The organism is Seohaeicola nanhaiensis (assembly GCF_042654245.1).
Classification (GTDB): Bacteria; Pseudomonadota; Alphaproteobacteria; order Rhodobacterales; family Rhodobacteraceae; genus Seohaeicola_A; species Seohaeicola_A nanhaiensis.
The window spans coordinates 65,859-92,509 of the sequence record NZ_JBHSGI010000031.1; the positions used below are offsets into that span (position 1 = coordinate 65,859).

A 26,651-nucleotide genomic window follows, 5' to 3' on the forward strand; every position below is an offset into this window, starting at 1 on the left:
GGCGTGCGCCATTCCCGTTCTGCCGGCATCTGCGCAAGTTGGTCAGGCGGCTTCCTGGTGTTGATCGCGGTTGCGTTTGCCCGAGTTCACCCAGTCGTTCCAGACGTCCAGATACCACATCAGCAGTTCGCGCTGGCTGGCAATCCCAAGCCGGTTGTAGGCGCGCTTGCGATAAGTCATCACGCTTTCCTTGCCGATGCCGAGGTCGTCCGCGATGACGCAGGATGACATGCCATGAAGGATGCGTGAGCAGACTTCGCGCTCTCGGCGGGACAAGTCGGACATGTTGTAAACGCAATCTTCGATATCCTCGCGAGAGGCGAGCGCCGGAGTGAGATCGGACTTTTGTTCGAAGAGTTCCGCGTGGCGCGAGATCATCGTCAGGAGGAACCGTGCAGATTGTTCGAGCTCGAGAAGCGTATCGCCGGACAGTTCGCTGCGGTCGGCCGAGCGCAACAACTTGAGACAGTACGAGGCTTGGTTGATCCGGGCATAGACCAGCACTGTCTCGTAATTTTCGGCGGCGGCGCCGGCCTGGTTGGGTTCCGTCGTGGAGTTGACCGGACGGATGACGCGCACACGGATGTTGTCGCCAGCTGTTACCAGATGGCGTTTTACGTCATAAACGCTGCCCTTTATGGCCTGTGCGAGGGACGACGACGTGTGAGAGGCGCTGCCGATTTCAGAAAGGTGATAGTCGCTGAGACGGTAACAGGCGCAATGGTCGCCGCCCAGCAGACGGTCCATCGCTTCAAGCAGCTTCTCGGAAAACTCCAGCGTACCGATCTTGGCTATCAGCTCGATAAACTCGCCGGTCACAATCAGAACCGGTTCGTCCATGGTCGCGGTCGCTTGTGTCTTGATCACCGTGTTTCCTCCCATCTTATGACCTCTTGGGTCTTCTCCCGACAGTCACGTTACTTACGAGAAGAAATGATTGCAATCATCAAGTAATTTTTTGGAGGAAAAAATTTAAAGTATTATATTTAAGACTACTTGCGGGGGCTTGTTGAGATTTGCCCAGGAAAATGGTGGCGCTATCATGTCCGGCGAAGCCGAACCGGTTCTGCGGCGGTCTCGTTTGTCGGGACGACAGGCGAATCATAAGTGGCCGCCGGGGACCGGCGGCCTTCACAGATGGGTCTTCCCTGAGCGGGTCCTAAAGCTGCGGATCGGCGACCCGCACAACCATACCGTCCATCTCATCGGTGATCACCAGCTGACAGCTCAACCGGCTGTTCGGCTCGCGTTCCATTGCGGTGAAATCCAGCATCTGGTCTTCGGTTGGCGAGATCTCGGGGGCCTTGGCAAAGTAGGCGTCGTCGACAATCACGACATGGCAGGTCGAGCACGACAGACCACCGCCACAGTCTCCGACGATACCGTCCAGCCCCGCCGCCGTTGCGGCGCGCATGACGCTGTCGCCGACGGCGACTTCGAGCTCGGTGCGGGTGTTGTCAGGATTGATCAGGGTGACCTTGGGCATCTAAGTTCCTTACTAACAGTCGTGTCAGCTCACCAGCCGCAATGGCAGCCGGTCCAGCGACCTCAGGGTGTTGATGGTCTTGTATTCGGGATCGCCATCCAGCTCGATTCGGCTTAACCGCTTGAGCAGGGCGCCGAGAAAGACTTCTGCTTCCAGGCGGGCGATGTTCTGGCCGATGCAGATATGCGGCCCCGCCCCCAGGGCGACATGCGTCCCGGCGCTGTTGCGGTCGATGTCGTATGTGGTCGGGTTGGAGAACTTGCGCGGATCCAGGTTGGCCGCGCCGATGAAGCAGCCGACCTTCACATCGCCCTTCAGCGCGAGGCCGCCGAATTCCATGTCGCTGACCGTGGTGCGGTGGATAAGCTGCGACGGGCTGTCCATGCGGATCGCCTCGTCGAAGGCCGCCTTTGCCTTGGACGGATCCGCCTTGAGCTTGGCCCATTGATCGGGGTTCTGGGCGAGCCGCAGAAGCATGTGGCCGATGCCGGCAATGGTCGTGTCCACTCCGGCCCGCAGGAACGAGCGGACCTGGACCCCCGCCGTGCCGGTTGGAAAGCCGCCCTCGTCCTCGGCCTGATAGATCTTCTCGCCCAGTCCGCCGGCGATCATGCTCTCGCGGGAAAAATACTGCTCGTAGTTCTTCAGATGCGGGCCGGCCGCCTCAATGGACGCCTTCGTCAGGTCGTTGTTTGGCCCGATCTGGTTGAAGTTCATTTCGCCGATCAGGGGGAAGGCCTCGCGAGGCATGTCCACACCCAGGGCGTCAGGGAAGACCTTGAGGATGAACGGTTCCACCAGATCGCTCACTGCCTCGACGGTTCCGCTGCCGATGATGGTCTCGGCCTGTTTCTCGGCCTCGGCCATGAAGTCGTCGCGCCACTGACGGATGATGACCGGCGAGAGGACACGCTGCAAGGTGCGGCGCACGGCGGAATGGCCCGGCGGATCGACCTCGGCAATCGGACTGGGTGTGCGCCAGGCCCCGGGTTTGCGGATGTCCGACATGCCGATGCCGCCGGTGCTGGTGAAGCGCGTGTAATCGCTGAGCGCCGTCTGCACGAGGTCATGACGCCCGATGGCATACATGTCGTATTTCGTCAGGCGGACGACGGGGGCGGTTTCCCGGATGGCAGTTTGCACCGCCTCGGGGTCGCGCAGATTTTCCGGGGTGAATGGATCGATGTCCACCTCCGGAGGGGAGGCCAATCCTGCTTCGACCGTCATGCTGATCCTCCTTGGATTTTTCGCGGCTTGTCCGGCGGATCAGGCCGCAATCAGGCGCAGCGGCAGCTTTTCAAGCATCCGCATCTGGTTGATCGGTTTATAGACCGGCTCGCCGGCCAGTTCGATCCGCTTTACGCGCTCGGCCAGTGCGGACAGGATCGAGGCCGCCTCGGCCCGGGCGATCATCTGGCCGATGCAGATATGCGCGCCCACGCCAAAGCCCAGGTGCGTGCCGGCAGACCGACGCTCGATCCGGAAGGCGTCGGGGTCTTCGAACTTGCGCGGGTCGCGGTTCGCGGCGCCAAAGAACACCCCGACCTTGGTATCGGGCCGCAGCCGGACGCCGGAAAGCTCCATTTCGCCCGACGTCGTGCGATAGGATACGTGGAAGGACGGCTCGAGGCGCAGCGCCTCTTCGAAGGCGAGACCAGCCTTTTTCGGATCGGCGTGGATCAGGTCATACTGGTCGGGGTTTTCGGCCAGTTTGCACAGCGAGTGTCCGATACCTGCCATGGTCGAATCCGCGCCGCCGCCTACCAGCGAGCGGGTCATGTTCGATGCGAGCCCCGGTTCGGGAAACTCGCCCCGGTCCTCGGCCGCAAAAAGGTCGTCCGCGATAGAACCGGGACGCACGCCTTCACGCTGGCAACTGGACTCGAACCAACCGAGATACGGCTGCGCCTTTTCCATCGCGGCATGATAAAGGGCGTTCTGCGGGCCGGACTGATTGAAACGCATTTCGCCGATGGCAAGGATGTTGGGACGGGGAAGATCGATGCCTACGGCTTCGGGAAAAACATCCAGAATGTAGGTTTCGGCGATATCCTCGACACCGTCGATCTCGCCGCGTGCCACCAGTTCTTCGGCAAGGGTGGCGGCGCGTTCGTCGAACTTCTGCTTCATCTTGCGGATGGCAATCGGCGAGAGGTATTTCATGACCACATTGCGGATGGTGGTGTGGTCCGGCGGGTCATTTTCCAGCATCCGGTTCGGCACGCGGAAATCGCCGGGCTTGCGGATATCCTGGATCCCGATGCCACCCTTTGCGGTGAACTTCTCGAACTCTTTCAGGACGATTTCGCATTCGTGGTGGCGGCCAACCGCATAGACATTGTATTTCGGGATCAGAGCGATGGGCCCGGCTTCGCGCAGCTTTTCCTGGAATTCATAGGGGCTTCGCAGGACCTCGATGTCATAGGGATCGATGTCCAGCACGGGGGCCTCGTTTCGGTCGATTTCCGCCGCGGTGTCTGCCATCTCTGCCATCCTCTTAGATTTGATGCCCGGCGCAGGACGCCGAGAGTCGGCGGTCCATCGGACCAAGTGGGCGCTTGAGCGCACTCTATCGATCGGCTGCGCAGTCGCTGTCCCCCCGAACGGGGAAAATACCAGAGTAGCCGCGCCGTTAGGCTGCGGATCGCAGCCAGAGGTGAACGGCGATGTACTATGAGTTCCGCTTCTATGCGGTCGCGCCCGGCCGGCTTTCGGACGAGATGGCGCTTGTGCGCAATGTGGCGGTCGATCCGGCGCCCGACCTGCCGGCTGGCGAGGAAGGCAGCCTTTGGGATCGCTACGAGGTGCCGCGCCCTGTCGGGTCCTGGATCACCTTGACCGGCCGCGATTGCCCGGGGTTTCTGTACATCGTTCCCTGGGAAAGTCTCGACCAGCGCGATGCGTGCCTGCCGCGCTTCTGGACAGACCCGCATTGGGCGAAGCGGCGGGCAGAGCTGACGGGTGGTCATACGCTGGTCAATTCGATCCAGACATTGATATTCTCCCCCCTGCCCCAGGCCGTTGCCTTGCGTGACAAGCCGTCTCCGCTTCCGCTCGGCGGTGTGCACGAGTTGCGTATCTACGACCTGCTGACGGGCGACCAGCCGGAGGCGCAGCGCGTCCTGGCCGAAGTCGATCTTCCTGCGGCACAATCCCTTGGCGCGCGGATTCTGGGGTTCTTCGGGATGGTTCTGGGGTCCGACCGTCCACGGCTTGCCGCCTTGCTGGCCTGGCCGGACCTGGACACGCAGTTGCGGGCTGCCGAGGCGCTGGACAGTCATCCGGCCGTCACGGCGCAGCGCGAAAACGAGTATGCGCGCACCGGTCGATATGTATTCGACCGCCTGGATCAGTATCTGCTGGAGCCGATGGAGTGGAACAGTCCGCGCCCCAACCTGGGAGCCCGAGCATGACCGCAACGCTCGCGCCCAAGGTCATGATCGAAGAGTATTACGAGCTTCGGCTCTACGAGATGCTGCCCGGCCGGCTTCCGGGCTTTCTGCCCCTGATGGAAGAGACCGCGATTCCGCAGTTTGCGGTTCACGGCATCCCGCGCCCTCTGGCCATCTGGCAGGGTCACGCCGGCCCCATGGCGCCACTTTACGCCTATCTGATCCGCTGGCGGTCGCTGGACGAGCGGATGGCGCGGTGGAACGCCTTTTATGCCGATCCCCTTTGGAGCGAGCGGTTAGGCGCCAATTTCGCCGATGGTCGCCGGTTGCGGCGAACCCATGTTCTGATCCTGCGACCGTCGCACACATGGGCCTCGCTGGTGGACCCGGCTGTGACGGGACCGCAGAGCGGCATTCATGAGCTGACGTTTCACAGTATGGACAACGACAACCCGGCCCGTGGTCACGAGGCCATCGCACAGACAGACCTGCCCTTTCTACAGGCGCGCGGTGGGCATGTTCTGGGGACGTTCATGACCTGGTACGGAGGGGCTATGAACCAGGCCGTCACGGTGACTTCGTGGAAAGACGCTGAAAGCTGGCGCGCGGCGAGTGTCGCCCACAAGAGCGATCCCGGGATTACCCGCATTCATGACGCGTCGCGGATTCGCCGCGGAACGACCTTGGTGCAGGGATCGGACGTGCATCTGTTGCGACCGCTTCCAGGCTGGGAACCGGCCGCCAATTTCGGGCGTGTCTGAGGCCTATTCCGGCAGGACACGCACACTGGCCGAGGCGATCTTCCACTCTCCGGCGACGCGCTGGAACCGCCAGGTATAGAGGCCGTTCATCGCGATCTTTCCCGCTCCGTCCCGCCAGTCGGTGATCAGCGCGCGCGAGAGACCGTGCGCCGTATCCGCGTCGGATCCGGCAGCCAGGACGACATCGGTCATCTGATGGCGGAACTTGCGGTTGAAGCGGTCTATGATCGACGACTGGATCATTGCCCGCAACGCCTGTTCGCCGCGCTTGGTCTCCTGCGGCAGGCCGGAACCGCCCTGGCTGGCCGGAGGAGAGTTCTCGCGCGTCCAGGTGCCGTCTTCGGTGAACAACGCCGTAAAGCGATCCAGATCGCCCGCATCCGCGACATGGGCGTAGCGCGCGATCAGCGTCCGCAGGGCGACGTCCTCTTCCGGCGACAGACGTGGCCCGTCCAGGATCTCGCCCCAGGTCATTCGGAATACACGCCCTGGGACAGCAGGTTCTTGCTGGCATAGTCGCCACCCTGTCCGCGGGTCAGGAAACCTGCGGTCATTCCGCCATCGACCGGAACGATGGCGCCGCTCATGTAGCTGGCCGAATCCGACAGCAACATCATCGCAACGGCGGCGATCTCGTCGGAATTCGCCATCCGGCCCAGCGGAGTGCGGTCGAATACAACACGTTCGATGTATTTCTCGGGCATGTTGGCGCGCAGCAGCGGGGTATCGACGAACCCCGGCATGATCGCATTGACCCGGACGCCATAACGTCCCCATTCCAGCGCCAGCGACTTGGTCAGACCGGCCACCGCGTGCTTGGACGACACATAGTGCAAGCGGCCGGGATGCCCGCCGAGTCCGTCGATGGAGCCGACGTTGACGATCGCGCCGCGGCCGCGCTGGATCATCGCCTGGGCGAATTCGCGCGCCGCCAGGAAGACACCATTCACGTTGACGTCGAGAACGGCCTCGAAGTCGGCCAACGCCACCTTTTCCGCAGGCGCGGTGCGCGAGATGCCGGCGGAGGAAAAGAGCCCGTAGACCGGCCCGAGGTCGGACTCGACGGCCTTCGCGACTTTGCCCATCGCCACTTCGTCGCGAACGTCCAGCGCATAGCCTTCCGCCTTGACGTTCTTGGCGCGCAGCTCGGTCAGTGTCTTGTCGATATTGTCCTGATTGACGTCGAGGACGGCAACATGCGCCCCGTCCGTAGCCGCGGCCAGGGCCGCCGATCGGCCGATGCCCGAGGCGCCGCCGGTGATCGCGATGACCCTGTCCTTCAGTCCGTAATTCACCATGTGAGCGCCCTTTCGCGAAAGATGAGTTCTGTTGCGGCAAGTTACGATCAAGGCCTGGTCCTGATTGTCCCCGGTGCCGGGGACCGTCAATCGGCCGCTGCGTGAATAATCGGCGGAAACCGATCGGAAGACACCATGGCACGGTCTACCAGATTTTCGAACTTCTCTGACTTCGCAGGCTCACCACGCGGCGCGCAGCACCTCGAGCACCTGCGCGGGTGAGGCAAAGCGGCGCCCTCCTGTCTGAAGCTCGGGATGAACCATGGCCTCCTCTGCCATCTGCTCCAGGGCGTCCGCGGGGACGCCTTGTGCGCTTAGCCGAGATGGCAGGCCGAGATCTTTCACAAGGTCGGCCACCGAATCGGCCAGTGGCTGGCCTGGCGCGCCCATCGCCTCGGCCAGCGGGGCATGCAGGTGGTTTGCCTCGGGGGCTGTGTAGCGCAGGACATGCGGCAGCAGGATCGCCGACGCTACTCCCTGGGGAAGGCCTGTATGGCCTGTGATTGGCCGACCGATGGCATGAGATGGCCCAAGCTGCACACCCTGCGCCGCGCCCTGAATCGCCTGCCAACTGCCCAGCTGGCAGTCCTGGCGGGCGTTCAGATCGTCCGGGCGGGCCTTGCTCGCTCTCAGGCCACGGGTCAGCAGCCGCAGGCCCTGCAGGGCAGTGGCCTCGGGCATCGGGGCTGAACCGGCAGCGGAGCACCATGTGGCGATGGCATGATCGACCGCGCGCAGGCCGGATGACAGCCAGAGCTCTTCCGGCGTATCCAGCGTGGCGGTGGAGTCGAGCAGGACGATATCAGCGGCCAGATCAGCATGGCTGACGATCTGTTTCCGACCCGTCAGCGGATTGAGGAATCCGGCGGCGGGCGTGTATTCGGCCCCGGACAGCGTTGTCGGGACCGAGATCAGATAGGGCCGGGGCGACGCTGAGGTGGTCGAGAGAGCCAGCCGCGCAAGATCGTCGGTTTCCGCCACATTGTTCGTGAGACAGATCCTGGCGGATTTTGCAGCCTCGGCGACCGATCCGCCACCGACCGCGACCATCGCTTCGGTGCCCTTGTGGCGCAGCGCGCCGACAATGTTCATTACATCGGCAAATGGCGCGTCGCGACCGATGCCTTCGATCCGGTCGGTGCACCCATCGCCAAGGATCGCACGGCAGCGTCCGCCGGCGCGTTTCGGCCCGGCAAGCGATTGCGACGTCACCAGAACTGTCTGCCGCGCCCAGAGTTCACTTAACGCCTTGGGGAGCATTTCTTCCAGAGGTTCCCCATAAATGACGATCTGCCGTTGAGGCGGCGTGTGGCGCCCTTTGAACATATCCTGCTCCATCTGTTGTGGTAGGGACCGGGGCTCAGCCACGCGGCCGGACGCGCAAGCCCGTTGGCGCGCGGAAGGCGAAGGCGGGTTGAAAGCTCATCGGACCCGGCTCGCTAAGGCGCATATCGGGAAAGGTCTGCGTCAGTTCTTCAAGCATGACCTTCACTTCCATCCGCGCGAGCGGGGCGCCAAGGCAGACGTGAATGCCGTGGCCGAAGGTCAGGTGGCGGCGTCCGTTTGCGCGATCAAGCCGGAACCGGTCCGGATCGGGAAAGATCTCGGGATCGCGGTTCGCGGCGGCGAAACTGACGATGATTTGCGATCCGGCGGGGATCTCCAAACCGCCGATGGTGACATCCTTGACCGCGACACGGCGCCAGTTGGCCACGGCACCATACATCCGCAGCCCTTCTTCAACGGCTGCCGGAATAAGTGCCGGATCCTGCACCAGAGCGGACCAGAGATCGGGTTCGGAGAGAAGCGCGTGCACCGTGTTGGTCGACTGGCTTGACGTTGTTTCATGACCGGCAAACAGCAGCCCGAATGTGGCCGAGTTGATCTCGTTCACCGTCAGCCGTTCATCGTCGCCGTCGCGCAGCCGCAGCAAATCGCTGGCGAAATCGTCGCCCGGTTCGTCCATCCGCTGTTCGACCAGCGCCACGACATAGTGCCAGAATTCGAGCAGGTTCTGCGCGGCACGCATCTGCGCCTCGGGCTGGGCCCGCGAGAAGCTGAGCATCAGACGATCGGTCGCCCAGGCCTTGACCTGAGCTGCGTCCTTCTGGGGAATGCCCAAAAGCCGGAATATGACCCGCGCCGGCAATTCATATGTCATCTCGCGCAGGAGGTCAGCTTCATCACGGTCTGTTAGGGTTGCGATGGCTTCCCGGCTCAACTGCCGTGTATCTGCTTCGAGAGCCAGCAGGCGCTTCGGGTTCATGGCCTGCGCGGCGAAGGAGCGGATCCGCGTGTGGCGCGGCGGATCGCAGTTCACCTGGATCCCTTCCAGCGCGTAACCGCCACGGGACAGCAGATCGAGCGCCTGGGGAGGCAGCGGAGAAATGGGGGTATTGGCGTTCGACGCAGAAAAGCTGTCGGGTGCCCGCAGGATTTCCTGCACGTCGGCGTAGCGGGTGACGACCCAATAGCCAAGCGAGGGCGCGTAGAAAACCGGTTCGGTCCGCTGCGCCCGCGCCAGGGTCTGGTGCATCCGGCCGTGATCGAAGGGATCCCATTCCCACCCGATGCTGCCGGCCGGGCAGACCGCTTTCGGGATGTCCCACACTTTTGCAAGATCGCTCATTCCGCGCGTTCCTTCCGTCCGCCACCCCTGCGTGGCTGAGGCCCGTGTCCCGCCCGAGGGGGCCGGCATGAAGACCTGGGGCAGCCGATTGCGGATGCCCCAGGTTCGTTCAGGCGGCAGACCGCGTCACGGGTTGGCGAGGACCAGCCCGCCGTCTTCGACTTTCAGGATCGCCGCGCCGTAATGTGGGTCGAAATCGTCGCTGTCCATCGTCCAGGTCCCATTGCCGAGGATCGTCGGGACGTCGCGCAGCCCGGCGAGAGCATCACGAACCTTTTCGCGGGTCGGCTCGGGACCGGCCTGCTTGACCGCTTCAACGGCGAGGCTGGCAAGGGCAAAGCCCATCGCGGCCCAGTTGTCCGGCTTCGCGCCGTATTTCGACTCGTAGCTGGCCACGAAGTCTTCGTTGCCCGCGTTCTTCGAGCCGATGAAATAGTCCGCGATCACAATCGAGCCTTCTGCCGCGCCGCCGGCCGTGTCGATGAAGGCCGGTGTCGCGAAGGACGAGGGCCCGACCATCGGGACCTCCATCGGCACGCCAGCCTGGCGGGCCTGAACGACGACGTTGGCGCCCACTTCGGCCGGTGCGGCCACAAAGAAGGCGTCGATACCGGAATTTGCGAGCCGCGTTCCGATAGCAAGGAAGTCGGTGTCGGACGACAGGATGCCATCCTCGGAAACCACCTCGACGCCGGTGCCCTGCAGTCCGGCGACAAAGGCGTTCTTCTGGCTGACGAAGCCATCGTTGGAGCGGTCGAAGACGACGGCGATCTTCTTGATGTCGGTATGCTCGGCGACGTATTTCGACAGCTCGCCCAGCATGTCGTCGCCGACCTGCTGAACCTTGAAGGACCAGGGTCCGGCCTGCACGATCCCGCGCGACGAGCCGATTCCGAACAGCGCGACTTTCTGTTCGTTGGCGACCGGTGCGCCCGCCGTGCCTTCGAGGCTTGTGGTCGGGCCGATGATCATCAGCAGCGCGGGATCCTGGGCAAGGCGGCTGACCAGCGTGATGGTCTGACCCTTGTCACTGGCGGAATCGCCTTCCACCACTTCCAGCTTCACATCGCCGAGCTTGCCGCTTTCGTTGCCCTGCTCGATGGCCAGTTTCATCGCGTTCTGGATCGGCACGCCACCAAAGGCATAGGTCCCGGTCAGCGCGTTGATGACGCCGATCTTGTAGGTCTCGGCCTGAGCGAGCGTCACGCCGGCGGCAAGAACCGCAACGGAGGCCAGCAGCGTTTTTCTGAAAAGTCGCATTCTCATCTCCCTGAATTCCGGATTGTCTCCACGTGCGCCGGTCCCCGGTCAGACAGGTGCCACGTCAGGCCGTCTCCTCTGTCCGGCCCAGGTAATGGTCGACCACGAGCGGATCGTGCGCGAGGTCAGCGGCCGTGCCGCGCATGACGACACGCCCCATCTCGAGAATTGCCGCATGATGGGCGGTCTCCAGCGCCAGTTTGGCATTCTGCTCGACCAGAAGGATTGTCAGCCCGCCGGCGTTCAGCCGGAGCAGGGCGTCGAACACTTCGCGCACGATGACCGGCGCGAGGCCGAGGCTCGGCTCGTCCAGCAGCAGGATACGCGGCGCCCCCATCAGGGCACGGCCGATGGCCAGCATCTGCTGTTGACCCCCTGACAGCGAGCCCGCCAATTGCGTTCGGCGCTCTGCCAGAACCGGAAACAGGTCATGCACCCGGTCGAGAGCGTCCCGGTCCCCGCTGCGCGTACCGGCTGCAATGCGACCGAGTTCGAGGTTCTCGCGGACGGTCAACGGCGCGATGACCTGGCGTCCCTCCGGGACCTGAATGAGGCCCGCGCGCGCGATGCGATGGGCTGGTCGTCCGATCAGCTCGACCCCGTCAAAGCGGGCGTGACCCGTCTGGGCCAGCACCATGCCGCTGAGCGTGTTGAGGAGCGTGGACTTGCCGGCGCCGTTGGGGCCGATCAGGGCAAAGATCTCGCCCTTGCCAACCGTGAGGCTCACGTCCTTCAAGGCGCGAATGCCGCTGTAGGACACGGAGAGCCCAGAGACTTCAAGCATCGGTTCAGCTCCCCAGATAGGCTTCGATGACGCGCGGATCGTTCACCACGGTCTCGGCAGCGCCCTGAGAGATCAGCCGCCCGGACGCCAGGACGCAGACATGGTCGCAAAGACGGCGGACAAATCGCATGTTGTGTTCGATCAACAGGATCGCGACGCCCTGCGCGGCCACGTCGCGGAAGATCTCGGCGAGCGAATAGGCTTCGGCGTCGTTCATCCCGGCGACCGGTTCGTCCAGCAGCAGCAGGCGCGGTTCGGTCGCCAACGCGCGCATCATCTCGATGCGTCTCTGGTGGCCATAAGACAGCGATGCGGCGGGCCAGTCGGCCAGATCGGCCATGTCGAAGCGTTCCAGCAGATCCATCGAACGGCGCAGGAGGGCGCGGCGTTCGCGGAAGGCGGATGGCAGACCCAGAAGGCTTGACAGGGTCGACGTCGTCTCGTGCCGGTGGAACCCGGCCAGGACGTTCTCCAGCACGCTGGCTTCCTTGATCAGCCGGATGTTCTGGAAGGTGCGCGACACACCCATATGCGACAGGTGCTGCGCCTCCATCGTGCTGACGTCCTGGCCGTCCAGCAACACCCGGCCGCGCGACAGCTTCAGCAGGCCGGCGATCATGTTCACGACGGTGGTCTTGCCCGCGCCATTGGGTCCGATCAGGCCCGTGATCTTGCCGGCCTCGGCCCCCATGCTCAGACTGTCGACCGCCGGCAGCCCGCCAAAGTCGCGTCCGACCTCGTGCAATGTCAGCATACTCATATCGTCACCTCGTCGCGATCTTTCGCGCTTGCCCCGCGCGAAAGCGACCGATGCCGCAGCCGGCCCAAGACCGTGTCGACGATCCCGCGCGGCAGGAAGGTGATGGACACCATCAGCAGAGCGCCCTGCAAGATCGACCGGTAGTCCTGGAAGCCGCGCAGCAATTCGGGCAGACCGGTCAGGATCAGCGCGCCGACGATCGGTCCGAAAATCGAGACGCGCCCGCCAAGGACGACCATGGCCAGCAGCATGACCACCATGTGGAACCCGAATTCGTTTGGCGTAATCGAATAGCTGCTGAAGGCGTGCATCGCGCCGCCCAGACCGGCAATGGCCCCGGACAAAACAAAGGCGATCATATGGTGCTTGCGCACGTCATATCCGAGTGACACGGCGACGGTTTCATCCTCGCGGATGATATCGAAACCGCGCCCGATGCCGGACATCCCGATGACGTGCAGGAAGTATGCGACCACCACGACGGCGATGGCGGCCTCGGTGATGTGCACCGCCTTGGGGATCGAATTGATCCCCAGAGCCCCATCGGTAAGGCTGGTCCAATTCAGAGCCAGGGACAGAACGATCTGAACGAGCGCGAGTGTCGCCAGCGCCTGGAAGACGCCGCGCAGCCGGGCCAACGGGACGGCGACGATCGCACCGAAGAGGCCACCGGCGACCAGCGCGATCACCATGCAGAGCGCGGGTGGCACGCCATGGCGGGTGGCGAGGATCGCCGCGGCATAGGCACCGACCGCGGCAAAGGCCGCACTACCCAGCGAGAAGACCCCGGCACGCAGGACGATGTACTGGCTGAAGGCCAGAACCATGTTCAGCAGGGCCAGTTCGACAAGCGGTCCGTATCCGGCGAAAAAGCTCATTGCCGCGCCACCCGTGCTGCGCCGCCTGAAGCGCTGCCGAACAGGCCGGTCGGACGTGCCAGAAGGACGAGGAAGAGAAGGGAAAACACCACCACATCGGCCATTCCGGCAGACAGGTAGGAGACCGTCAGAACCTGCACGATCCCGATCAGCAGGCCGGCGATCAGCGCCCCGGGGATGCTGCCGAGCCCGCCGAGGATGATGACGACGAAAGCGCGCAGCAAAAGCGGTTCGCCCATCATGAAGTGCACCGAATTGAAGACGAGTCCGATCAGCACGCCCGCGACACCGGCCAGAGCGCCGGACAGGAAGAAGACTTGAAAATTGATCGAGAAGGGGTTGATCCCAAGCAGGCGTGAGGTGCCTTCGGAATAAGCGACCGCCCTGATCTGGCGTCCAGCACTTGTGCGCTGCAGATACCAGACAAGCCCGACGACCGTCAGGATCACCACGGCCATGATCACCAGCTGCAGAAGCTGAACCCTCACGCCGAGGATCTCGTAGAACTTGATCGGAAAGGTGTCGAAGGGAAAGCGCATGACCCGTGTGGCGGTCATCTGCTGGGCCAGCGACAGCAGGATGAGGTTCGCACCGATGGAGGACACGATGGCGGAGAACTCCGGGGCATTCCGTTTTCGCAGCGGGCGGAACGCAACCCAGTCCAGCACTACCGACAGCAGCCCGCCGGCAACGGCGCCGATCACCAGCGCGGCGGCAAAGGGCAGATCGAACATGGTGACTGCGAACAGGCCCGCGAAGGCGCCCCACATGAACACCGCGCCGTGGGCCATGTTCATGATGTGATTGACGCCGAACAACAGGGTAAATCCAAGCGCGAACAGCCCGTAGACACTGCCCACGACAACACCATTCAGCAATTGCTGTGCTAACAACGAGACCTCCCTGGCGGTCCGGCCCCCTGACCGGTCGGCATTCTGCCTATTGCAAGGTCCCACAGTTCCAGACGTCTGGTGTAACCAAGCCGGGGGACAGGGCCGAAGATTGTTTCTGGACCGGATCTTAATTCGTTATTTCAAAGACTTGAGCGACGGCCTCTTGGCAAGGATGCGAGCTTTGCAACTCCTCATTCACGCGCCGGCGAGACGGTCTGAAGGAATTGAAGGAGCAACCGGTTCACCTGTGACGGCGATTCCTGTTGAACCCAATGGCCCGCGTTTTCCAGGATGTGGGCGCCGCGAAGATCCGACAGTCGCGGGACGGGATCTGCGTATCGGTCGATCTCCGGAACGAACCAGCGCGTCGGGTCCAGTGCGCCGCCGATAAATAGCGCCGGCATGTCGATCGTCCGGTTGGAGTAAGACCGCAGTCTTTCCCAATCGAGATCCGGGTTGCGATAGCGGTTGAGCGGACCGCGCAGGCCATTTGCCGCGAACTCGGCTACATAGAAGTCCAGTTCTTCCTGAGACAGCCATTCGGGCAGGCTGTCGCGTTCCGGTAATCCGTCCAGCAGGGTGCGCGACCCGAACGGGCGCAATAAGGCGTTGTTGTGCCGATCGCCCTCGGCGGAAAGGCTGAGGAAGAACAGCCGCAGGAACCTTTCAATGTCGGGCTCGAACTCGGCCTCTGCCACACCGGGCGTTTGGAAATACGCCTGATAGAACAGGATATCCTTGTAGATTTCGGCCCAGATCTCGGTGGGCCGGCGTTCAGGCGGAAACGTGGAGGGCACCGAGAGCGTGACCATACCGCGCAGCAGGTCCGGAAACATCAGCGCGGCCGCCTGCACCTGCATGGAGCCCCAATCGTGCCCGATGACAACGGCCCCCTCCGGCGACAGAGAACGGATGACCGCCGCGATGTCTTTTGCATGTTCGGTAATCGCATAGGCCTCGGGCGCTTCCGGCCTGGAGGAGTTTCCGTAACCGCGGACGTGCAGCGCCGCGACCCTGTAGCCCGCTTCGACAAGCGGTCGAAACTGGTGGCGCCACGAGAACCATGATTCCGGGAAACCGTGAACCAGAACCACCAACGGCCCCTCGCCCGCCATCGTGACGGCCAGACTCATATCATTCGCGATATCAACGCGGTGTAAATATGTAGGTACGTCCAAATTCATAGCTTGCCGATCCAAGGGTAAAGATTCGTCGATCTTCATGCATCTTCAGTGCCGCCCTAGTCCCCGAAGCGCGGGACGCGGCTGGTCACGCCTTGTTCAGGCTGGCCAGTCTGCCCGGCAATTGCGACAGGATGCTGCTGCGCTCTGCTGCGGCAAGCGAGGTCCAGCGGAACACTTCCAGGACAGTGCGGCCGCAGCCCTCGCAAAAGCCGGCCTCGGCGTTCTGGCGGCAGATCCGCCGGCACGGCGAAGGCGGGAGGCCTGACTGTTCTCGCTGGTCGTTCATCGCGCAACCCCCTGCCGCCGAGACTGATTGCAGGCGTGCAGCGAGATCGGCATGCGCGTCAGAAGAAGCACGCCGAGGCCGAGGAAGATGACCGCAGCGGCGACAAATACCGCCGCTGCCCCTGCCCTGTCGATCACGAAACCGGCCAGTTGCACGCCAACGGCCTGGGACAGGAAATAGAAGGTTGCGAAGATCGCGACCGACGATCCCCGCACGTCGGGCGCCATCTGGGTGGCCATGGTCTGGAGCGAATTGTGGATCATGTAAAATCCCAGCCCCATGGCAGCGATCAGCGGCACCGCTGTCCAGGCTATCTGGGTCATGGCCAGCCCGAAATAGGTCGCCGCCACGATCAGCGAACCTATAAAGGGCAGTTTACGGTTCCCCAGCAGAGCAAACAGGCGCGACGACTGTGTCACGTAGACCAGCCCGCCTATGCAGTAGCTGGCCAGAAACGCACCTACCATGGCAAAGTCAATGCCGAAGCGAAACTGCAATGTCGCGCCGACGTAGGTGAAGGCACCGAACATCGCAAAGGCCTCGATCGACACCGCGAGCAGGACAAACCGAACGACCGGATCGCGCAGCAAGCGGGAGAAGGTGTGTATCGTTGCACGCACGCCGCCCGATCCGCCGCCGGTCCCGACAGAGGCACCGCCGCGCAGGCGTGCAATGACCAGTCCGGCTACCGCCAGAACATAGATCGCAGCGATTAGCAGGAAGGTGCTGCGCCAGCCGAAATATTCTCCCATCACGCCGCCGCCGACCTGGCCGGCCAGAAGGCCCAGAATCTGACTCGACATGAACTTGGCCAGAAGGGGTTGCCGCTCTTCATGAGGGACAGCGTCACCGATCCAGGCGATGGCCAATGGCACGATGGCCGCGGCCGCAACTCCGGACAGCAACCGTGCGAGGGCGATGCCGGTAAGCGTTGTGCTGAACGCGCAGGCCAATGTCATCAGGCACGACGCGACGCCGGCCCAGGTGATCACCCTGAACTTGCCGTAGCGGTCGCCAAGCGGGCCGAAGACAAGCTGGAAAAGGCCGTAGGTAAAGGCATATCCCGTCGCGACGACGGCGACAGAGCCGATATTGACACCGAACTCCAAGGCGATCTGCGGCAAGACCGCATCCATCACCCGCGTGGTCGCCGCAGCGGCGAAGGATGCGATCGCGAGATAGCGGATGATTCGACCTGTCTCTTGTCGATGGGAAGGCGCGTCAGATCGCATCATCTTGCTGCTTTCTCTTGTCCGCACGGCGCTAGCTGCTCCAGTCTGCGACCCGGCGGGCAGGCGGTATGTCCCCCCGCGGGTTACGGCGGTAACACGTTCCGTGGCGGATAAGGGCCGGGACAGCGCAAGGGAAAGGCAAAACGAAATGATCTACGAATTACGCCAGTATCTGGTCGATCGCGGCCGGACTGGTCACAATCATCTGCGCATGACGGGTGAACTTCCCGCGCTTCTTGCTCGGCATGGGGTGCATGTCGCCGGACGCTGGGATGCCCTGGCCGGCCCGCGCTGGCCGATGTTCTGCTATATCATGGAGTGGGAAAGCTATGCCGCGCGGGATGCCGCCTGGGGCGCCTTCTATGCCGATCCAGACTGGGCCCGCATCCGGTCTGAAACCAACGCCGGGCACGAAATGATTCAGGAGAACCAGCTTCAGTTCGTAGCGCCAAATCCGGCTCTTTGCCCGGATGGCCCCTCGTTCACCGGACCGGACAGCATTCACCAGCTTGTGGTCCATAAGACGGCGATCGGTCGGACGGGCGAGGTCAACCGGTTTCTGGCTGAGACCTATCTGCCGCAGGTTCAGCAGGCCGGTGCCGGAGTCATGGGTGTCTGCGACGTGATCAGCGGTCCGGCCATGCCGGCGGTGGTGATGTTCCTGAACTGGGAGAATCCGGGCGCCTGGCGGAAGGGCTGGCGGGATTTCACCCTGAACCCGGTCATGATCGGCGCTTATGAGGCACAGCGCGCTGTGAATGGAGCGACCCTGCTGGACCGTGGCGAGGTGATCGTGATGGAGACGCTCGAGGGGCTTCCGCCGCAGCCGAAACTGCGGTTCTGACAAAGCCGCCCCAACCCCTGTTGCGCCGGGTTTCCTGAGCCATCTGCGGGGGGCACACAAGCGAGGATCGCACGTTCCCCCGTCCGGGGGACAGAAAAAACTAAACTGTCATTTAATAAACCTTCGAAACCTGTTCCTTCATGTTGCGAAGGGACGGTGCGCTTTTGGAGGAGGCACTTTTCGATGAAACGACTCACTGCCCTTAGATCCACCCTGACCGCTGCCGCACTGCTGTCCGTTGCCACTGCAGCCGGAGCGACCGACATCCGCTATGCGACCGGTTTTGCGCCTGGCACCACGGGCGCCATTTCGGCGATCGCGACCGCAGAGAAGTTGTCCGAACTGACCAATGGCGCGATGAAGATGGAGGTCTTTCCCCAGTCGCTTCTCAGCTTCGGCGAGATGAATGCCGGGGTTCGGGACGGTATCGCGGACGCAGGCTTTGTGCTGTTGCCCTATTTCCCGGCCGAATTCCGCAACACCGGGATGATCGCTGACCTGACGATGATCTTCACGCTCAAGAACACCGGCGATCGCGGCGGGCTGGCCTGGACCGGGGCGCTGACCGAATACATCATGCTGAACTGCGATGCGTGCCAGGCAGAGATGGCCGCGCAGAACCAGGTCTACACCTCCACGTCCGCCACCGAATATGCGCTGATGTGCACCAAGCCACTTGGCACGACAGAGGATCTGAAGGGTCTCAAGATCCGTGTCGCCGGTGCCAACTGGAGTCGCTGGGCGCAGAACGTCGGTGCCACGCCGGTCTCCCTGCCGCAGAACGAATTGTACGAAGGCCTGAGCCAGGGCATCATCGATTGCACGATTTCTGGAATGACAGAAATCAATGACGCAGGTCTGTCCGACGTCCTGAAAGCGGTCATGGTCGATGTGCCCGGCGGAGGTTTCGGCGGGTCGGCGATGATGAACATCAATCGCGACGTCTGGCAGTCCCTCAGTGTCGACGAGCGGATGGCTTACGCCAGGGCGGCAACCTTCGCAGGGGCGAAGCTCGCCTGGGACTATCGCGTGGGCAATACCAAGGGTCGCGAGACGGCCGAGGCGAAAGGGATCGACGTCGTCGATGCCGACGCGGCGCTGCGGACTGCGACCGAGGAATGGATCCATCAGGATTTTGACGGCATCGCCAAGCTCTACGCTGAAAAATACGCGCTTAAAGGCACCGATGAGTCCGTCGCCACTTTCATGCAGATCTTCGAGAAGTGGAACGGGCTGGTGGCAAACGTCGACAGCGCAGAGGCTCTGAGCGATCTGATCTGGGAGCAGATCGGCACGAAAGTCGATTTCGCCACATACGGCATGTAATGCCCGACCAACCGGAGCCGCCAGATGACAGGCGGCTCCCAACCTCGCTCGGTCCGAGCCTGCCGTTTACGGCCAAGCGACCGAGCGTCAGTTTCCCGCGGCCGGCGGGTCTGCCAAGGGCAAAGCGGGCTGACCGTGCGGCCGGAGGATCGGGAAGGCCGCTTGCCGTCTGGCAGAGGGCCCGCAAACGGCCTTTGCAACGCACACCATGTCGGCAAGGGAGGGCCACATGACAACACCCACAGCAGGTCGCGCAGCAATTCCTGAAAGAGGATTGACGAAGCTTGGCCGGCTCATATCGCGCGTCGTGTCTTTGCTGTCGTTCATCGGGACTGTCCTTCTGGCGGTCATGGTGCTGCACATCACGCTGGATGTGGCATCGCGGTACATTCTGAACATGCCCCTTCCCGGAACCATCGAGATTGTCATCAACTATCACATGATCATCATCGGGTTCCTGTCGCTGTCCTTTACCGAGGAAAAGAACCGGAACATTTCGGTCGAATTGGTCGCCGACCTGCTGCCAAAACGGGTTCAGCTGCGTCTGGATGTCCTGGCCAGTTTTGTCTCGGTGATCGTCTTCGGGTTTCTCACCTATCGAAACTGGGTCGAAGCGATGAAAAAGTTCGACATCCTCGCCTTTGTCACACAGGGCACCACCGATATTCCGATCTGGCCGGCCTACTTCGTGGTGCCGTTCGGCTGTGCGATGGTCTGTCTCGTGGCGCTTTACAAGCTGATCTGCGGACTGACCGGCGTGAAATCGGGGCTTGATTCCGAGCTGTTCGATGTCGACGAACTGACCGTTCCTGGAGAAGCCGCATGAGCAATGTCGAAATCGGTTTCAGCGCGCTGGGGATATTGTTTGTCCTGCTCGCGATGCGCATCCCGATTGGTCTTTCGCTGATCGTGGTTTCTTTCGGCGGGCTCTGGGTTCTGATCGGCTGGAAAGGTGCCTATGGTTCAATCGGGATCGTGCCCTACAAGTTCACGGCGAACTGGGTTCTGAGTTCGATTCCCATGTTCCTGTTGATGGGATACGTTGCCTATCACGCCCAGCTGACCAAGGGTCTGTTCCAGGCCGCGCGGGTATGGATGGGCGCGTTACCAGGCGGGCTGGCAATATCCGCGGTCATCGGCTCTTCCGTTTTCGCGGCTGTGACCGGGTCATCGCTGGCCTGCACCGCCGCCATGGGCCGGATCGCCGTGCCGGAAATGCTGAGAAGCAACTACCACCCCGAACTGGCCACCGGCACCGTTGCCATCGCCGGCACCATCGGCGCGCTGATACCTCCGTCGATCCTGCTGATCCTATACGGAGTGATCGCCAGCCAGCCGGTGCCGCATCTCTTCCTTGCCGGTCTGGGGGTCGGGGTCATCAGCGCCATTGCCTATGTCGTCGTCATCGTTCTGCGGGTCGCGGTCAACCCGGACATCGCCCCCCCGGTGAACAACAACTACACCTGGCGCGACCGGTTCACCGCGCTGGGGGATACCTGGCCGATCATTCTCGTGATGATTTTTATCTTTGCAGGCCTGTTCGGCGGGATATTCACAGCGACCGAGGCCGGCGCGCTTGGAGCCTTCTTTGCCTGTATCGTCGGATTTGCCAAGCGGACGCTGACCTGGCAGAAATTCCGAGCCGCCGCGCTGGAATGCCTGCTCACCACCAGCGCCTTGATCGTCATCGGCGTGGGAGCAAGCCTGTTCACGCGTTTCCTTGCGATTTCGGGTGTCGGCACGGCGATTTCCACGACCATCCTCGGTATATCCGATCAGGCAATCGTCATCCTGATCATGATCGTCGTGCTTTACCTGCTGATCGGCTGCTTTCTCGAGCCGGTCGGGGCGCTGCTGCTGACACTGCCCATCGTCCTGCCGATCATCCTCGCCGGCGGATACGACATGATCTGGTTCGGCCTGCTGCTGGTGAAACTGCTCGAGATCGGGATGGTCACGCCGCCCATCGGGATGAACGTCTTTGTCATGAAGGGCGTTGTCGGCGATCAGGTCAGCCTGACCGCGATCTTCAAGGGCGTGGGCTGGTTTATCGTCATGGATCTGGTTGTCGTCGCGGGCATGATCGCCTTTCCCGAAACGGTGCTGTGGCTGCCCAACCTTCTTCTCAACTAGACCCTATCCAACGACTAAGAACAGGAAACGGAAAATGAAAACCATCACTGGCCTCGACGAACTCAAGTCAATGATCGGCCAGACCATCGGCCCGTCGGACTGGCTGACCGTGACGCAGGAGATGATCGACGGCTTTGCCAAAGTCACCGGCGACAACCAGTGGATCCACGTCGATGTCGAACGTGCGCGGAAAGAGTCTCCGGCGGGCACGACCATCGCCCACGGGTTCCTGGTGCTGTCGCTGATCGGCAGTCTGCAACCGGGGATCTACACCGTTAGATCAAGACAGACCCTGAACTACGGCATCGAGAAGCTGCGCTTTCTGAACATGGTGCGTTCGGGCGCCCGCATCCGCCTGTCCGAGCAGATTCAGTCGGTCGAGGATACCGGCAAGGGCCATCGCACCACCTCGCGCGTGACCATCGAGGTCGAGGGGGAAGAGCGCCCCGCTGTCGTCGCCGATCTGGTGTTTCTCTATTTCTTCTGACGCCGCGCCGCCTGTTACCGCCAAGGGAGGATGACCATGTCTACGGATCCGGCGTTGCTGCCGCTGAGGAAAATCGCAACTTACGATGCGCTTCTGAACCATCACGCGGTTGCCAACCGCGATCGGATCGGACTGCGGTATGGCGACGAACTCTATACCTTCGGCGAGATGAACCTGCGCGCCAACCGAGTGGCGAACGGTCTGATGGCCGCTGGGTTGACCAAGGGCGCCCGGGTCACTCACATTGGCAAGAACGACTCCCGGTTCTTCGATATCCTCGGAGGCTGTGCGAAATCCGGAGTTGTCTTCTCGCCGATCAGCTGGCGGCTCGCGCCTCCGGAAATGGTCGATCTGCTGAACGATTTCGATGTGAAGATCGTCTTCCTGGATGCCGAGATGGATCATGTGGCCGAAGCGATCGCGGTCAATTGCCCGCAGGTCCAACAGATCATCGGGATCGGCCGGGCGTTCGGCCAGGCCCCCGAGTTCGACGTCTGGATCGACGCGCAGGAAGATGCGGGTCCCGGTCTGGACGTCGATCCCGAGGATATCGTCCTGCAAATCCACACCTCTGGAACGACAGGCCGGCCGAAAGGGGCAATGCTGTCCCACAGCAATATCCTGGGTCTGGCCAAGCATGCCCTGACCGGTGACGTCGGGACCTGGGCGCCCGAAGATATCAACCTGGTCCCGCTGCCGCTGTTTCACTCCGGGGGAACCTGTTACGCGCTATACGGGCTCCTGGTGGGCGCGACGACCTATCTGGTCCGCGAACCGCGGCCCGATCTGATGTTCGACGCCTTCGGGAAGGAGAAGATCACCAAGGCAGGGTTCGTGCCGGCCGTGATCCAGATGGTCGTGAACCATCCCGATTTCGATCGTGCCAAGGTGGCGACCCTTCAATGTGTTTACTACGGCGGCGCTCCGATCACTGCGGCGCTGCTGGAGCAGGCGATGAAGCTTCTTGGCTGCGGATTTCATCAGATGTTCGGCATGACCGAGAGTTCCACCGCAGGCACCTCGCTTTTACCCGACGAGCACGACGTTACCCGGCCCGAGTTGCTGAAGTCCTGCGGCCGGGCAAATTCCGACACGCAGATCCGCATCGTGGATGCCGGTCGACAGGATGTGCCGGCGGGTGAATCCGGAGAGATCGTCCTGAAGTCGCCCGGCATCATGAAGGGTTATTACAAGCGGCCCGAAGCCAGTGCCGACGTGTTGCAGGACGGCTGGTACTATACCGGGGATGTCGGATATCTGACCCCCGAAGGATATCTCTACATCCGGGACCGACTCAAGGACATGATCATTTCCGGTGGCGAGAACATCTACCCAGCCGAAGTGGAACAGGGGCTGGCCCGCCATCCGGCGATACTCGAGTGCGGTGTCATCGGGGTTCCCTCGGCCAAATGGGGCGAGGAGGTGAAGGCCTGTGTCGTACTGCGGCCCGGCCATTCGGCGACCGAAGCGGAAATCATCACCCACTGTCGCAGCCTGCTGGCGGGTTACAAATGCCCGAAGTCGGTCGATTTCATCGACGCCCTGCCCCGCAACGCAAACGGCAAGATCTTGAAGCGCGTTCTGCGTGAGCCCTATTGGTCGGCGACCGACCGTCAGGTGAGCTGAGCGCCGTCATGGACGTTCGACCCGGAGTCTTCTCCCACCGGGCCGAATGAACTGCGGGTGGCCGCAGACTGGATGCTGCCACCCGCTTCTTGCTTTCCATAACCCAGCGGGACCACGCCATGACCTTTGAGACCATTCGATACGAGATCGTCGATGGAGTCGCCCGTATCTGTCTGAACCGGCCCGAGCATCGAAACACCATGAACGTGCAGATGATGCGGGATATCCTTTCCGCCCTCGATCTGGCCGATGCCGATGACGCGGTGCGGGTGATCCTGTTCCACGGAGCGGGCCGCATGTTCTGCGCCGGCGCGGATCTCTCGGCGGGGGGTGAAACCTTCGACTATGACAGCCGCGCGGGCGGCAGTTCGGGGCCGGTGCGTGCGGATGCAACCATCGACTATGCCCATCCCGAGGTGCGCGACGGTGCGGGCCTGATGACATTGCGGATCTTCAATGCGACCAAACCGGTGATCGCGGCGGTTCATGGCGCCGCCGTTGGCGTGGGCTCGTCACTGATTACTGCAATGGACGCCCGCTTTGCCGCGGACGATACGAAGTTCGGCTTTGTCTTCACGCGCCGCGGCATCGTCCCCGAGGGTGCCTCGACCTGGTTCCTGACGCGGCAGGTCGGGATCGGCACGGCGCTGGACTGGTGTCTTTCGGGGCGCGTATTTCCAGCGCAGGAAGCGCTTGAGAAGGGCTTTGTGCGCTCGCTTCATCCAGAGGACCAAGTGCTGGATGCAGCGATGGCCTATGCTCGGGAGCTTGCAACGAATACCGCGCCGGTCTCGGTGGCGCTCACGCGGCAGATGTTGTGGCGAATGGCAGGGGCGGACCATCCGATGATGGCGCACCGGCTTGACAGCCGGGGCGTCTATGTCCGCGGACGCATGGCAGATGCGCGGGAGGGCGTGACCAGTTTCCTGGAAAAGCGCGCGCCCAGATTTACCGACCGTGTGTCCACCGACATGCCGGACTTCTATCCCTGGTGGGATGAGCCCGACTATTTCTAGGCTGGCCTCAGGCGGCGCGCCCGCTTAGGGACGCAAATCGCGCCTGATGATGGCCGATATCGCCGAACATCGGTTCGCAGGCGATCAGGCGCTTGAAATACTGGCCGACGGCAACCTCCTGGCTGACTCCCATCCCGCCGTGCAACTGCACCGCGTTGCGGCCGACATACCGAGACGACTGGATGCATTGAACCTTGGCGGCCGAGACCGCCCGCATGCGGTCTTGCTTTCCCTCGCTCAGGCCAGCAGCTGCGCCAAGGGACATGGCTTCGGCGGCGGACAGCTCGCTTTGCATTTCCGCAATGCGATGCCGCAGGGCCTGGAAATTGCCGATTTCGGTGCCGAACTGCCTGCGGGATTTTACATGCTCGATGGTCAGCCGCAGCGCCGCGCGCATTGCCCCAACAGCTTCCGCGCAGACGAATACGGCCGCCAGATCGAATGCGGCGTCAATGGCCTTGCGGGCGTCGGCTGTCGCCGCGCCCAGGCGTTCGGCCGGAACATCGTCAAAGATCATATCCGCGCCAGCGCGGTCATCGACCAGCCGATAGGTATTGAGGGTCAACCCCGGCGCGTCGCGATTCACGATTGCCACGACAGGCGCGCCCTGCTCTTGCGCCACCACTAGAAACCGGTCCGCCAGCGGAGCATCCATCACAACCATCTTCTCGCCCCGCAGCCGCAGGCCGTCATCCGTGGCCGTGGCCACCGTCGTGCTGCGGAAGGGATCGAAGCGCGCCGTTTTCTCGGCATGTGCGACGGCCAGCCGCAAACGTCCCTCGGCGATCGCCGGAAGCATCGCCTGCTTCTGCGCCTCGTCGCCCAGCCGAATGATCAATTCGGCGCCCAGAACTGCCGTCGACAGGAACGGGTCAATGACCAGATGCCGACCCAATGCTTCGGCCACGAGATGGAGGTCCATCGCCCCCATGCCGATACCACCATAGGAGTCCGGGATTATCAGGCCGGTCACGCCAAGGTCGGCCAGTCCCTGCCAGGTATCCGAGGGTTCAGGCGGCCACGAGGCAGTCAGTTTCCGCCACGATGCCATGTCATAGCTGTCGGCCAGCCAGGCATTCAGGCTGTCGCACAGCATCGATTGCTCAAGGCTCAGAGAGAAATCCATCGTTCACACCTCGGCATAGATCAGGTTGGCGAGAATGTTCAGCTGCGTCTCGGACGAGCCGCCGTAGATCGTCGCGGCACGCAGGAACAGCATCTCTTCCATCTTGCCCTGCGCGCTTTCGGGCGCCGGCGGCGACAGTTGCGAGCCGTCCTGTGCCGGGTGAAACGCCAGTCCGGCATACCCCATGGCTTCGACGCTCAGTTCTGTCACCGACTGGATCAGCCGGGTGCCGCGCAGCTTCAGGATGCTGGCCGATTGCATGTTCGAAATACCCTCGTCCATCTCCCACGCGACCCGCAGGCCAAGCTGTTCCAGGCTGGCCAGCTCGATTTCCAGGGCGGTGATCTTGTCGCAAAAGCTTTGGTCCTGCGCCAGTGTTCCCTCGCCGCATGGCATGTCGCCTGCGATCTGCCACAGCCGCTGCAGGCGCCGCTTGGTCCGGGCGATCTCGGCGATGTTGAAACGTTCGTGGCCCAACAAGAACTTGGCATAGCTCCAGCCCTGACCCTCTTCGCCGATCAGGCTGTCCGCCGGAACGCGCACTTCGTCGAAAAAGGTCTCGTTCAGGCTGTGCCCGCGGTCGATCGAAATGATCGGGCGCACGATCACGCCGGGCGTATCGATGGGGAACACGAAGAAAGAGATACCCTTCTGCGGTTTCACATCCGGATCGGTGCGAGCCAGCAGGAACAGCATGTTCGCGTGATGGGCAAGGCTGGTCCAGATCTTGTGGCCGGTAATGACCCAGTCATCGCCGTCGCGGACCGCTCGGGTGCGCAGCGAGGCGAGGTCGGATCCCGCGCCCGGTTCGGAGAAGCCTTGCGCCCAGAAATCCTCGCCTCTGAGGATGCGCGGCAGATATCGGGCCTTCTGCTCGGCCGTTCCGTAGGTATAAAGCACCGGGCCGATGATCTGCACCCCGTGGCCCATCTGGAGCGGAAGCGGGCCATCTGCCAAACAATATTCTTCGTCGTAGATATAGCGCTGGATGGCCGACCAGCCGGTGCCGCCGGCCTCGACCGGCCAACCTGGAGCGGCCCAACCCTTGGCATTCAGGATGCGCTGCCAGCGCCGCATCATCTCGGGCGCGATGTGGAATTGCCGCCGGGCGGCCTGGCGCAGGTCCTCCGGCAGGTGTTCCTGCAGGAACGCGCGGACCTCCATCCGAAAGCGCTGATGGTCCGCTGTCAGCTTCAGATCCATGGCGCAATTCTCCTTGGGCAAATCGGAGCGGCGGCGCATGGGCGCCG

General features: G+C 62.6%; 27 protein-coding genes. 9 read left to right on the forward strand and 18 right to left on the reverse strand.

Translation table 11 applies throughout. The annotated features are described in order from the left end of the window. Positions 1 to 42: 42 nt before the first annotated feature. The 4 genes from ACFO5X_RS20085 to ACFO5X_RS20100 form a co-directional block, all read right to left on the reverse strand. A complete protein-coding gene (locus ACFO5X_RS20085; RefSeq protein ID WP_380720373.1) occupies positions 43 to 867 on the reverse strand; it encodes a helix-turn-helix transcriptional regulator in 825 nt (274 codons plus the stop codon). 292 nt (positions 868 to 1,159) lie between these two features. After that, the gene (locus tag ACFO5X_RS20090) at positions 1,160 to 1,486 is read right to left on the reverse strand and encodes a 2Fe-2S iron-sulfur cluster-binding protein (RefSeq protein ID WP_380720376.1); all 327 of its coding nucleotides are present in this window, start codon (positions 1,484 to 1,486) and stop codon (positions 1,160 to 1,162) included. Positions 1,487 to 1,510: 24 nt separating this feature from the next. Next, the gene (locus tag ACFO5X_RS20095; protein ID WP_380720378.1) at positions 1,511 to 2,713 is read right to left on the reverse strand and encodes a cytochrome P450; all 1,203 of its coding nucleotides are present in this window, start codon (positions 2,711 to 2,713) and stop codon (positions 1,511 to 1,513) included. Positions 2,714 to 2,752: 39 nt separating this feature from the next. Continuing rightward, a complete protein-coding gene (locus ACFO5X_RS20100; RefSeq protein WP_380720381.1) occupies positions 2,753 to 3,970 on the reverse strand; it encodes a cytochrome P450 in 1,218 nt (405 codons plus the stop codon). A gap of 182 nt (positions 3,971 to 4,152) precedes the next feature. Here ACFO5X_RS20100 and ACFO5X_RS20105 point away from each other — a divergent pair, with 182 nt between their 5' ends. Beyond that, complete coding sequence (locus ACFO5X_RS20105; RefSeq protein WP_380720384.1) at positions 4,153 to 4,899, forward strand: NIPSNAP family protein; 747 nt, start codon at positions 4,153 to 4,155, stop codon at positions 4,897 to 4,899. Continuing rightward, positions 4,896 to 5,639, forward strand: coding sequence for an NIPSNAP family protein (locus ACFO5X_RS20110; protein WP_380720387.1), 744 nt, complete (start codon positions 4,896 to 4,898; stop codon positions 5,637 to 5,639). Before ACFO5X_RS20105 ends, ACFO5X_RS20110 begins: the two co-directional genes overlap by 4 nt. Positions 5,640 to 5,642: 3 nt before the next feature. On the opposite strand, the gene ACFO5X_RS20115 is transcribed toward ACFO5X_RS20110, so the two are convergent. The 12 genes from ACFO5X_RS20115 to ACFO5X_RS20170 form a co-directional block, all read right to left on the reverse strand. Further along, positions 5,643 to 6,113, reverse strand: coding sequence for a nuclear transport factor 2 family protein (locus ACFO5X_RS20115; RefSeq protein ID WP_380720389.1), 471 nt, complete (start codon positions 6,111 to 6,113; stop codon positions 5,643 to 5,645). After that, on the reverse strand, positions 6,110 to 6,937 hold the full coding sequence (locus tag ACFO5X_RS20120) for an SDR family NAD(P)-dependent oxidoreductase (RefSeq protein ID WP_380720392.1): 828 nt from the start codon (positions 6,935 to 6,937) through the stop codon (positions 6,110 to 6,112). The genes ACFO5X_RS20115 and ACFO5X_RS20120 overlap by 4 nt, the downstream gene beginning before the upstream one ends. 180 nt (positions 6,938 to 7,117) lie before the next feature. Continuing rightward, positions 7,118 to 8,263: an iron-containing alcohol dehydrogenase gene (locus ACFO5X_RS20125; RefSeq protein WP_380720395.1), complete on the reverse strand. Its 1,146-nt coding sequence runs from the start codon at positions 8,261 to 8,263 to the stop codon at positions 7,118 to 7,120. 34 nt (positions 8,264 to 8,297) lie between these two features. After that, on the reverse strand, positions 8,298 to 9,566 hold the full coding sequence (locus ACFO5X_RS20130; protein ID WP_380720398.1) for a cytochrome P450: 1,269 nt from the start codon (positions 9,564 to 9,566) through the stop codon (positions 8,298 to 8,300). A gap of 126 nt (positions 9,567 to 9,692) precedes the next feature. After that, positions 9,693 to 10,826: an ABC transporter substrate-binding protein gene (locus ACFO5X_RS20135; protein ID WP_380720400.1), complete on the reverse strand. Its 1,134-nt coding sequence runs from the start codon at positions 10,824 to 10,826 to the stop codon at positions 9,693 to 9,695. A 64-nt stretch (positions 10,827 to 10,890) separates the two neighbouring features. Then, positions 10,891 to 11,610: an ABC transporter ATP-binding protein gene (locus ACFO5X_RS20140; protein WP_380720403.1), complete on the reverse strand. Its 720-nt coding sequence runs from the start codon at positions 11,608 to 11,610 to the stop codon at positions 10,891 to 10,893. A 4-nt stretch (positions 11,611 to 11,614) separates the two neighbouring features. Beyond that, a complete protein-coding gene (locus ACFO5X_RS20145) occupies positions 11,615 to 12,370 on the reverse strand; it encodes an ABC transporter ATP-binding protein (RefSeq protein WP_380720405.1) in 756 nt (251 codons plus the stop codon). After that, entirely contained in the window at positions 12,367 to 13,248 is an 882-nt protein-coding gene (locus ACFO5X_RS20150) for a branched-chain amino acid ABC transporter permease (protein ID WP_380720408.1), read from the reverse strand. Before ACFO5X_RS20150 ends, ACFO5X_RS20145 begins: the two co-directional genes overlap by 4 nt. Then, a complete protein-coding gene (locus ACFO5X_RS20155) occupies positions 13,245 to 14,141 on the reverse strand; it encodes a branched-chain amino acid ABC transporter permease (protein WP_380720411.1) in 897 nt (298 codons plus the stop codon). Before ACFO5X_RS20155 ends, ACFO5X_RS20150 begins: the two co-directional genes overlap by 4 nt. Positions 14,142 to 14,332: 191 nt before the next feature. Next, entirely contained in the window at positions 14,333 to 15,364 is a 1,032-nt protein-coding gene (locus tag ACFO5X_RS20160; protein ID WP_380720413.1) for an alpha/beta fold hydrolase, read from the reverse strand. A gap of 46 nt (positions 15,365 to 15,410) precedes the next feature. Then, complete coding sequence (locus ACFO5X_RS20165) at positions 15,411 to 15,611, reverse strand: DUF1289 domain-containing protein (protein WP_380720416.1); 201 nt, start codon at positions 15,609 to 15,611, stop codon at positions 15,411 to 15,413. Beyond that, on the reverse strand, positions 15,608 to 16,846 hold the full coding sequence (locus ACFO5X_RS20170; RefSeq protein ID WP_380720419.1) for an MFS transporter: 1,239 nt from the start codon (positions 16,844 to 16,846) through the stop codon (positions 15,608 to 15,610). The genes ACFO5X_RS20165 and ACFO5X_RS20170 overlap by 4 nt, the downstream gene beginning before the upstream one ends. A 145-nt stretch (positions 16,847 to 16,991) precedes the next feature. Between ACFO5X_RS20170 and ACFO5X_RS20175 the strand changes: the two genes are divergently transcribed. The 7 genes from ACFO5X_RS20175 to ACFO5X_RS20205 all read left to right on the forward strand — a co-directional run bounded on the left by ACFO5X_RS20175 (position 16,992) and on the right by ACFO5X_RS20205 (position 24,275). Further along, positions 16,992 to 17,687 (forward strand): NIPSNAP family protein, encoded by a 696-nt coding sequence (locus tag ACFO5X_RS20175; protein WP_380720422.1) that lies wholly within the window; start codon positions 16,992 to 16,994, stop codon positions 17,685 to 17,687. A 183-nt stretch (positions 17,688 to 17,870) separates the two neighbouring features. Then, positions 17,871 to 19,013: a C4-dicarboxylate TRAP transporter substrate-binding protein gene (locus ACFO5X_RS20180; RefSeq protein ID WP_380720425.1), complete on the forward strand. Its 1,143-nt coding sequence runs from the start codon at positions 17,871 to 17,873 to the stop codon at positions 19,011 to 19,013. 274 nt (positions 19,014 to 19,287) lie between these two features. Continuing rightward, positions 19,288 to 19,839: a TRAP transporter small permease gene (locus ACFO5X_RS20185; protein WP_380720428.1), complete on the forward strand. Its 552-nt coding sequence runs from the start codon at positions 19,288 to 19,290 to the stop codon at positions 19,837 to 19,839. Further along, entirely contained in the window at positions 19,836 to 21,146 is a 1,311-nt protein-coding gene (locus ACFO5X_RS20190; protein WP_380720430.1) for a TRAP transporter large permease, read from the forward strand. Before ACFO5X_RS20185 ends, ACFO5X_RS20190 begins: the two co-directional genes overlap by 4 nt. A gap of 34 nt (positions 21,147 to 21,180) precedes the next feature. Beyond that, positions 21,181 to 21,633: a MaoC family dehydratase gene (locus ACFO5X_RS20195; protein ID WP_380720433.1), complete on the forward strand. Its 453-nt coding sequence runs from the start codon at positions 21,181 to 21,183 to the stop codon at positions 21,631 to 21,633. Positions 21,634 to 21,669: 36 nt separating this feature from the next. Continuing rightward, on the forward strand, positions 21,670 to 23,259 hold the full coding sequence (locus tag ACFO5X_RS20200) for a long-chain-fatty-acid--CoA ligase (RefSeq protein WP_380720436.1): 1,590 nt from the start codon (positions 21,670 to 21,672) through the stop codon (positions 23,257 to 23,259). A 119-nt stretch (positions 23,260 to 23,378) separates the two neighbouring features. Next, entirely contained in the window at positions 23,379 to 24,275 is an 897-nt protein-coding gene (locus tag ACFO5X_RS20205; protein ID WP_380720439.1) for a crotonase/enoyl-CoA hydratase family protein, read from the forward strand. Between the two features lie 7 nt (positions 24,276 to 24,282). Here the strand turns inward: ACFO5X_RS20205 and ACFO5X_RS20210 are convergent, their stop codons facing one another. Beyond that, positions 24,283 to 25,401, reverse strand: coding sequence for an acyl-CoA dehydrogenase family protein (locus ACFO5X_RS20210; protein ID WP_380720442.1), 1,119 nt, complete (start codon positions 25,399 to 25,401; stop codon positions 24,283 to 24,285). Positions 25,402 to 25,404: 3 nt separating this feature from the next. After that, positions 25,405 to 26,604 (reverse strand): acyl-CoA dehydrogenase family protein, encoded by a 1,200-nt coding sequence (locus ACFO5X_RS20215; RefSeq protein ID WP_380720445.1) that lies wholly within the window; start codon positions 26,602 to 26,604, stop codon positions 25,405 to 25,407. Between the last annotated feature and the right edge of the window lie 47 nt (positions 26,605 to 26,651).

What these genes read in the sequence shown, in the direction of transcription:
- ACFO5X_RS20120 (WP_380720392.1), bottom strand. Translation starts at nt 6,937, where the DNA reads ATGGTGAATTACGGACTGAAGGACAGGGTCATCGCGATCACCGGCGGC.
- ACFO5X_RS20200 (WP_380720436.1), top strand. Translation starts at nt 21,670, where the DNA reads ATGTCTACGGATCCGGCGTTGCTGCCGCTGAGGAAAATCGCAACTTAC.
- ACFO5X_RS20165 (WP_380720416.1), bottom strand. Translation starts at nt 15,611, where the DNA reads ATGAACGACCAGCGAGAACAGTCAGGCCTCCCGCCTTCGCCGTGCCGG.
- ACFO5X_RS20140 (WP_380720403.1), bottom strand. Translation starts at nt 11,610, where the DNA reads ATGCTTGAAGTCTCTGGGCTCTCCGTGTCCTACAGCGGCATTCGCGCC.
- ACFO5X_RS20210 (WP_380720442.1), bottom strand. Translation starts at nt 25,401, where the DNA reads ATGGATTTCTCTCTGAGCCTTGAGCAATCGATGCTGTGCGACAGCCTG.
- ACFO5X_RS20180 (WP_380720425.1), top strand. Translation starts at nt 17,871, where the DNA reads ATGAAACGACTCACTGCCCTTAGATCCACCCTGACCGCTGCCGCACTG.
- ACFO5X_RS20110 (WP_380720387.1), top strand. Translation starts at nt 4,896, where the DNA reads ATGACCGCAACGCTCGCGCCCAAGGTCATGATCGAAGAGTATTACGAG.
- ACFO5X_RS20095 (WP_380720378.1), bottom strand. Translation starts at nt 2,713, where the DNA reads ATGACGGTCGAAGCAGGATTGGCCTCCCCTCCGGAGGTGGACATCGAT.
- ACFO5X_RS20130 (WP_380720398.1), bottom strand. Translation starts at nt 9,566, where the DNA reads ATGAGCGATCTTGCAAAAGTGTGGGACATCCCGAAAGCGGTCTGCCCG.
- ACFO5X_RS20090 (WP_380720376.1), bottom strand. Translation starts at nt 1,486, where the DNA reads ATGCCCAAGGTCACCCTGATCAATCCTGACAACACCCGCACCGAGCTC.
- ACFO5X_RS20135 (WP_380720400.1), bottom strand. Translation starts at nt 10,826, where the DNA reads ATGCGACTTTTCAGAAAAACGCTGCTGGCCTCCGTTGCGGTTCTTGCC.
- ACFO5X_RS20145 (WP_380720405.1), bottom strand. Translation starts at nt 12,370, where the DNA reads ATGAGTATGCTGACATTGCACGAGGTCGGACGCGACTTTGGCGGGCTG.
- ACFO5X_RS20195 (WP_380720433.1), top strand. Translation starts at nt 21,181, where the DNA reads ATGAAAACCATCACTGGCCTCGACGAACTCAAGTCAATGATCGGCCAG.
- ACFO5X_RS20150 (WP_380720408.1), bottom strand. Translation starts at nt 13,248, where the DNA reads ATGAGCTTTTTCGCCGGATACGGACCGCTTGTCGAACTGGCCCTGCTG.
- ACFO5X_RS20115 (WP_380720389.1), bottom strand. Translation starts at nt 6,113, where the DNA reads ATGACCTGGGGCGAGATCCTGGACGGGCCACGTCTGTCGCCGGAAGAG.
- ACFO5X_RS20190 (WP_380720430.1), top strand. Translation starts at nt 19,836, where the DNA reads ATGAGCAATGTCGAAATCGGTTTCAGCGCGCTGGGGATATTGTTTGTC.
- ACFO5X_RS20205 (WP_380720439.1), top strand. Translation starts at nt 23,379, where the DNA reads ATGACCTTTGAGACCATTCGATACGAGATCGTCGATGGAGTCGCCCGT.
- ACFO5X_RS20160 (WP_380720413.1), bottom strand. Translation starts at nt 15,364, where the DNA reads ATGAAGATCGACGAATCTTTACCCTTGGATCGGCAAGCTATGAATTTG.
- ACFO5X_RS20215 (WP_380720445.1), bottom strand. Translation starts at nt 26,604, where the DNA reads ATGGATCTGAAGCTGACAGCGGACCATCAGCGCTTTCGGATGGAGGTC.
- ACFO5X_RS20105 (WP_380720384.1), top strand. Translation starts at nt 4,153, where the DNA reads ATGTACTATGAGTTCCGCTTCTATGCGGTCGCGCCCGGCCGGCTTTCG.
- ACFO5X_RS20175 (WP_380720422.1), top strand. Translation starts at nt 16,992, where the DNA reads ATGATCTACGAATTACGCCAGTATCTGGTCGATCGCGGCCGGACTGGT.
- ACFO5X_RS20100 (WP_380720381.1), bottom strand. Translation starts at nt 3,970, where the DNA reads ATGGCAGACACCGCGGCGGAAATCGACCGAAACGAGGCCCCCGTGCTG.
- ACFO5X_RS20125 (WP_380720395.1), bottom strand. Translation starts at nt 8,263, where the DNA reads ATGTTCAAAGGGCGCCACACGCCGCCTCAACGGCAGATCGTCATTTAT.
- ACFO5X_RS20170 (WP_380720419.1), bottom strand. Translation starts at nt 16,846, where the DNA reads ATGATGCGATCTGACGCGCCTTCCCATCGACAAGAGACAGGTCGAATC.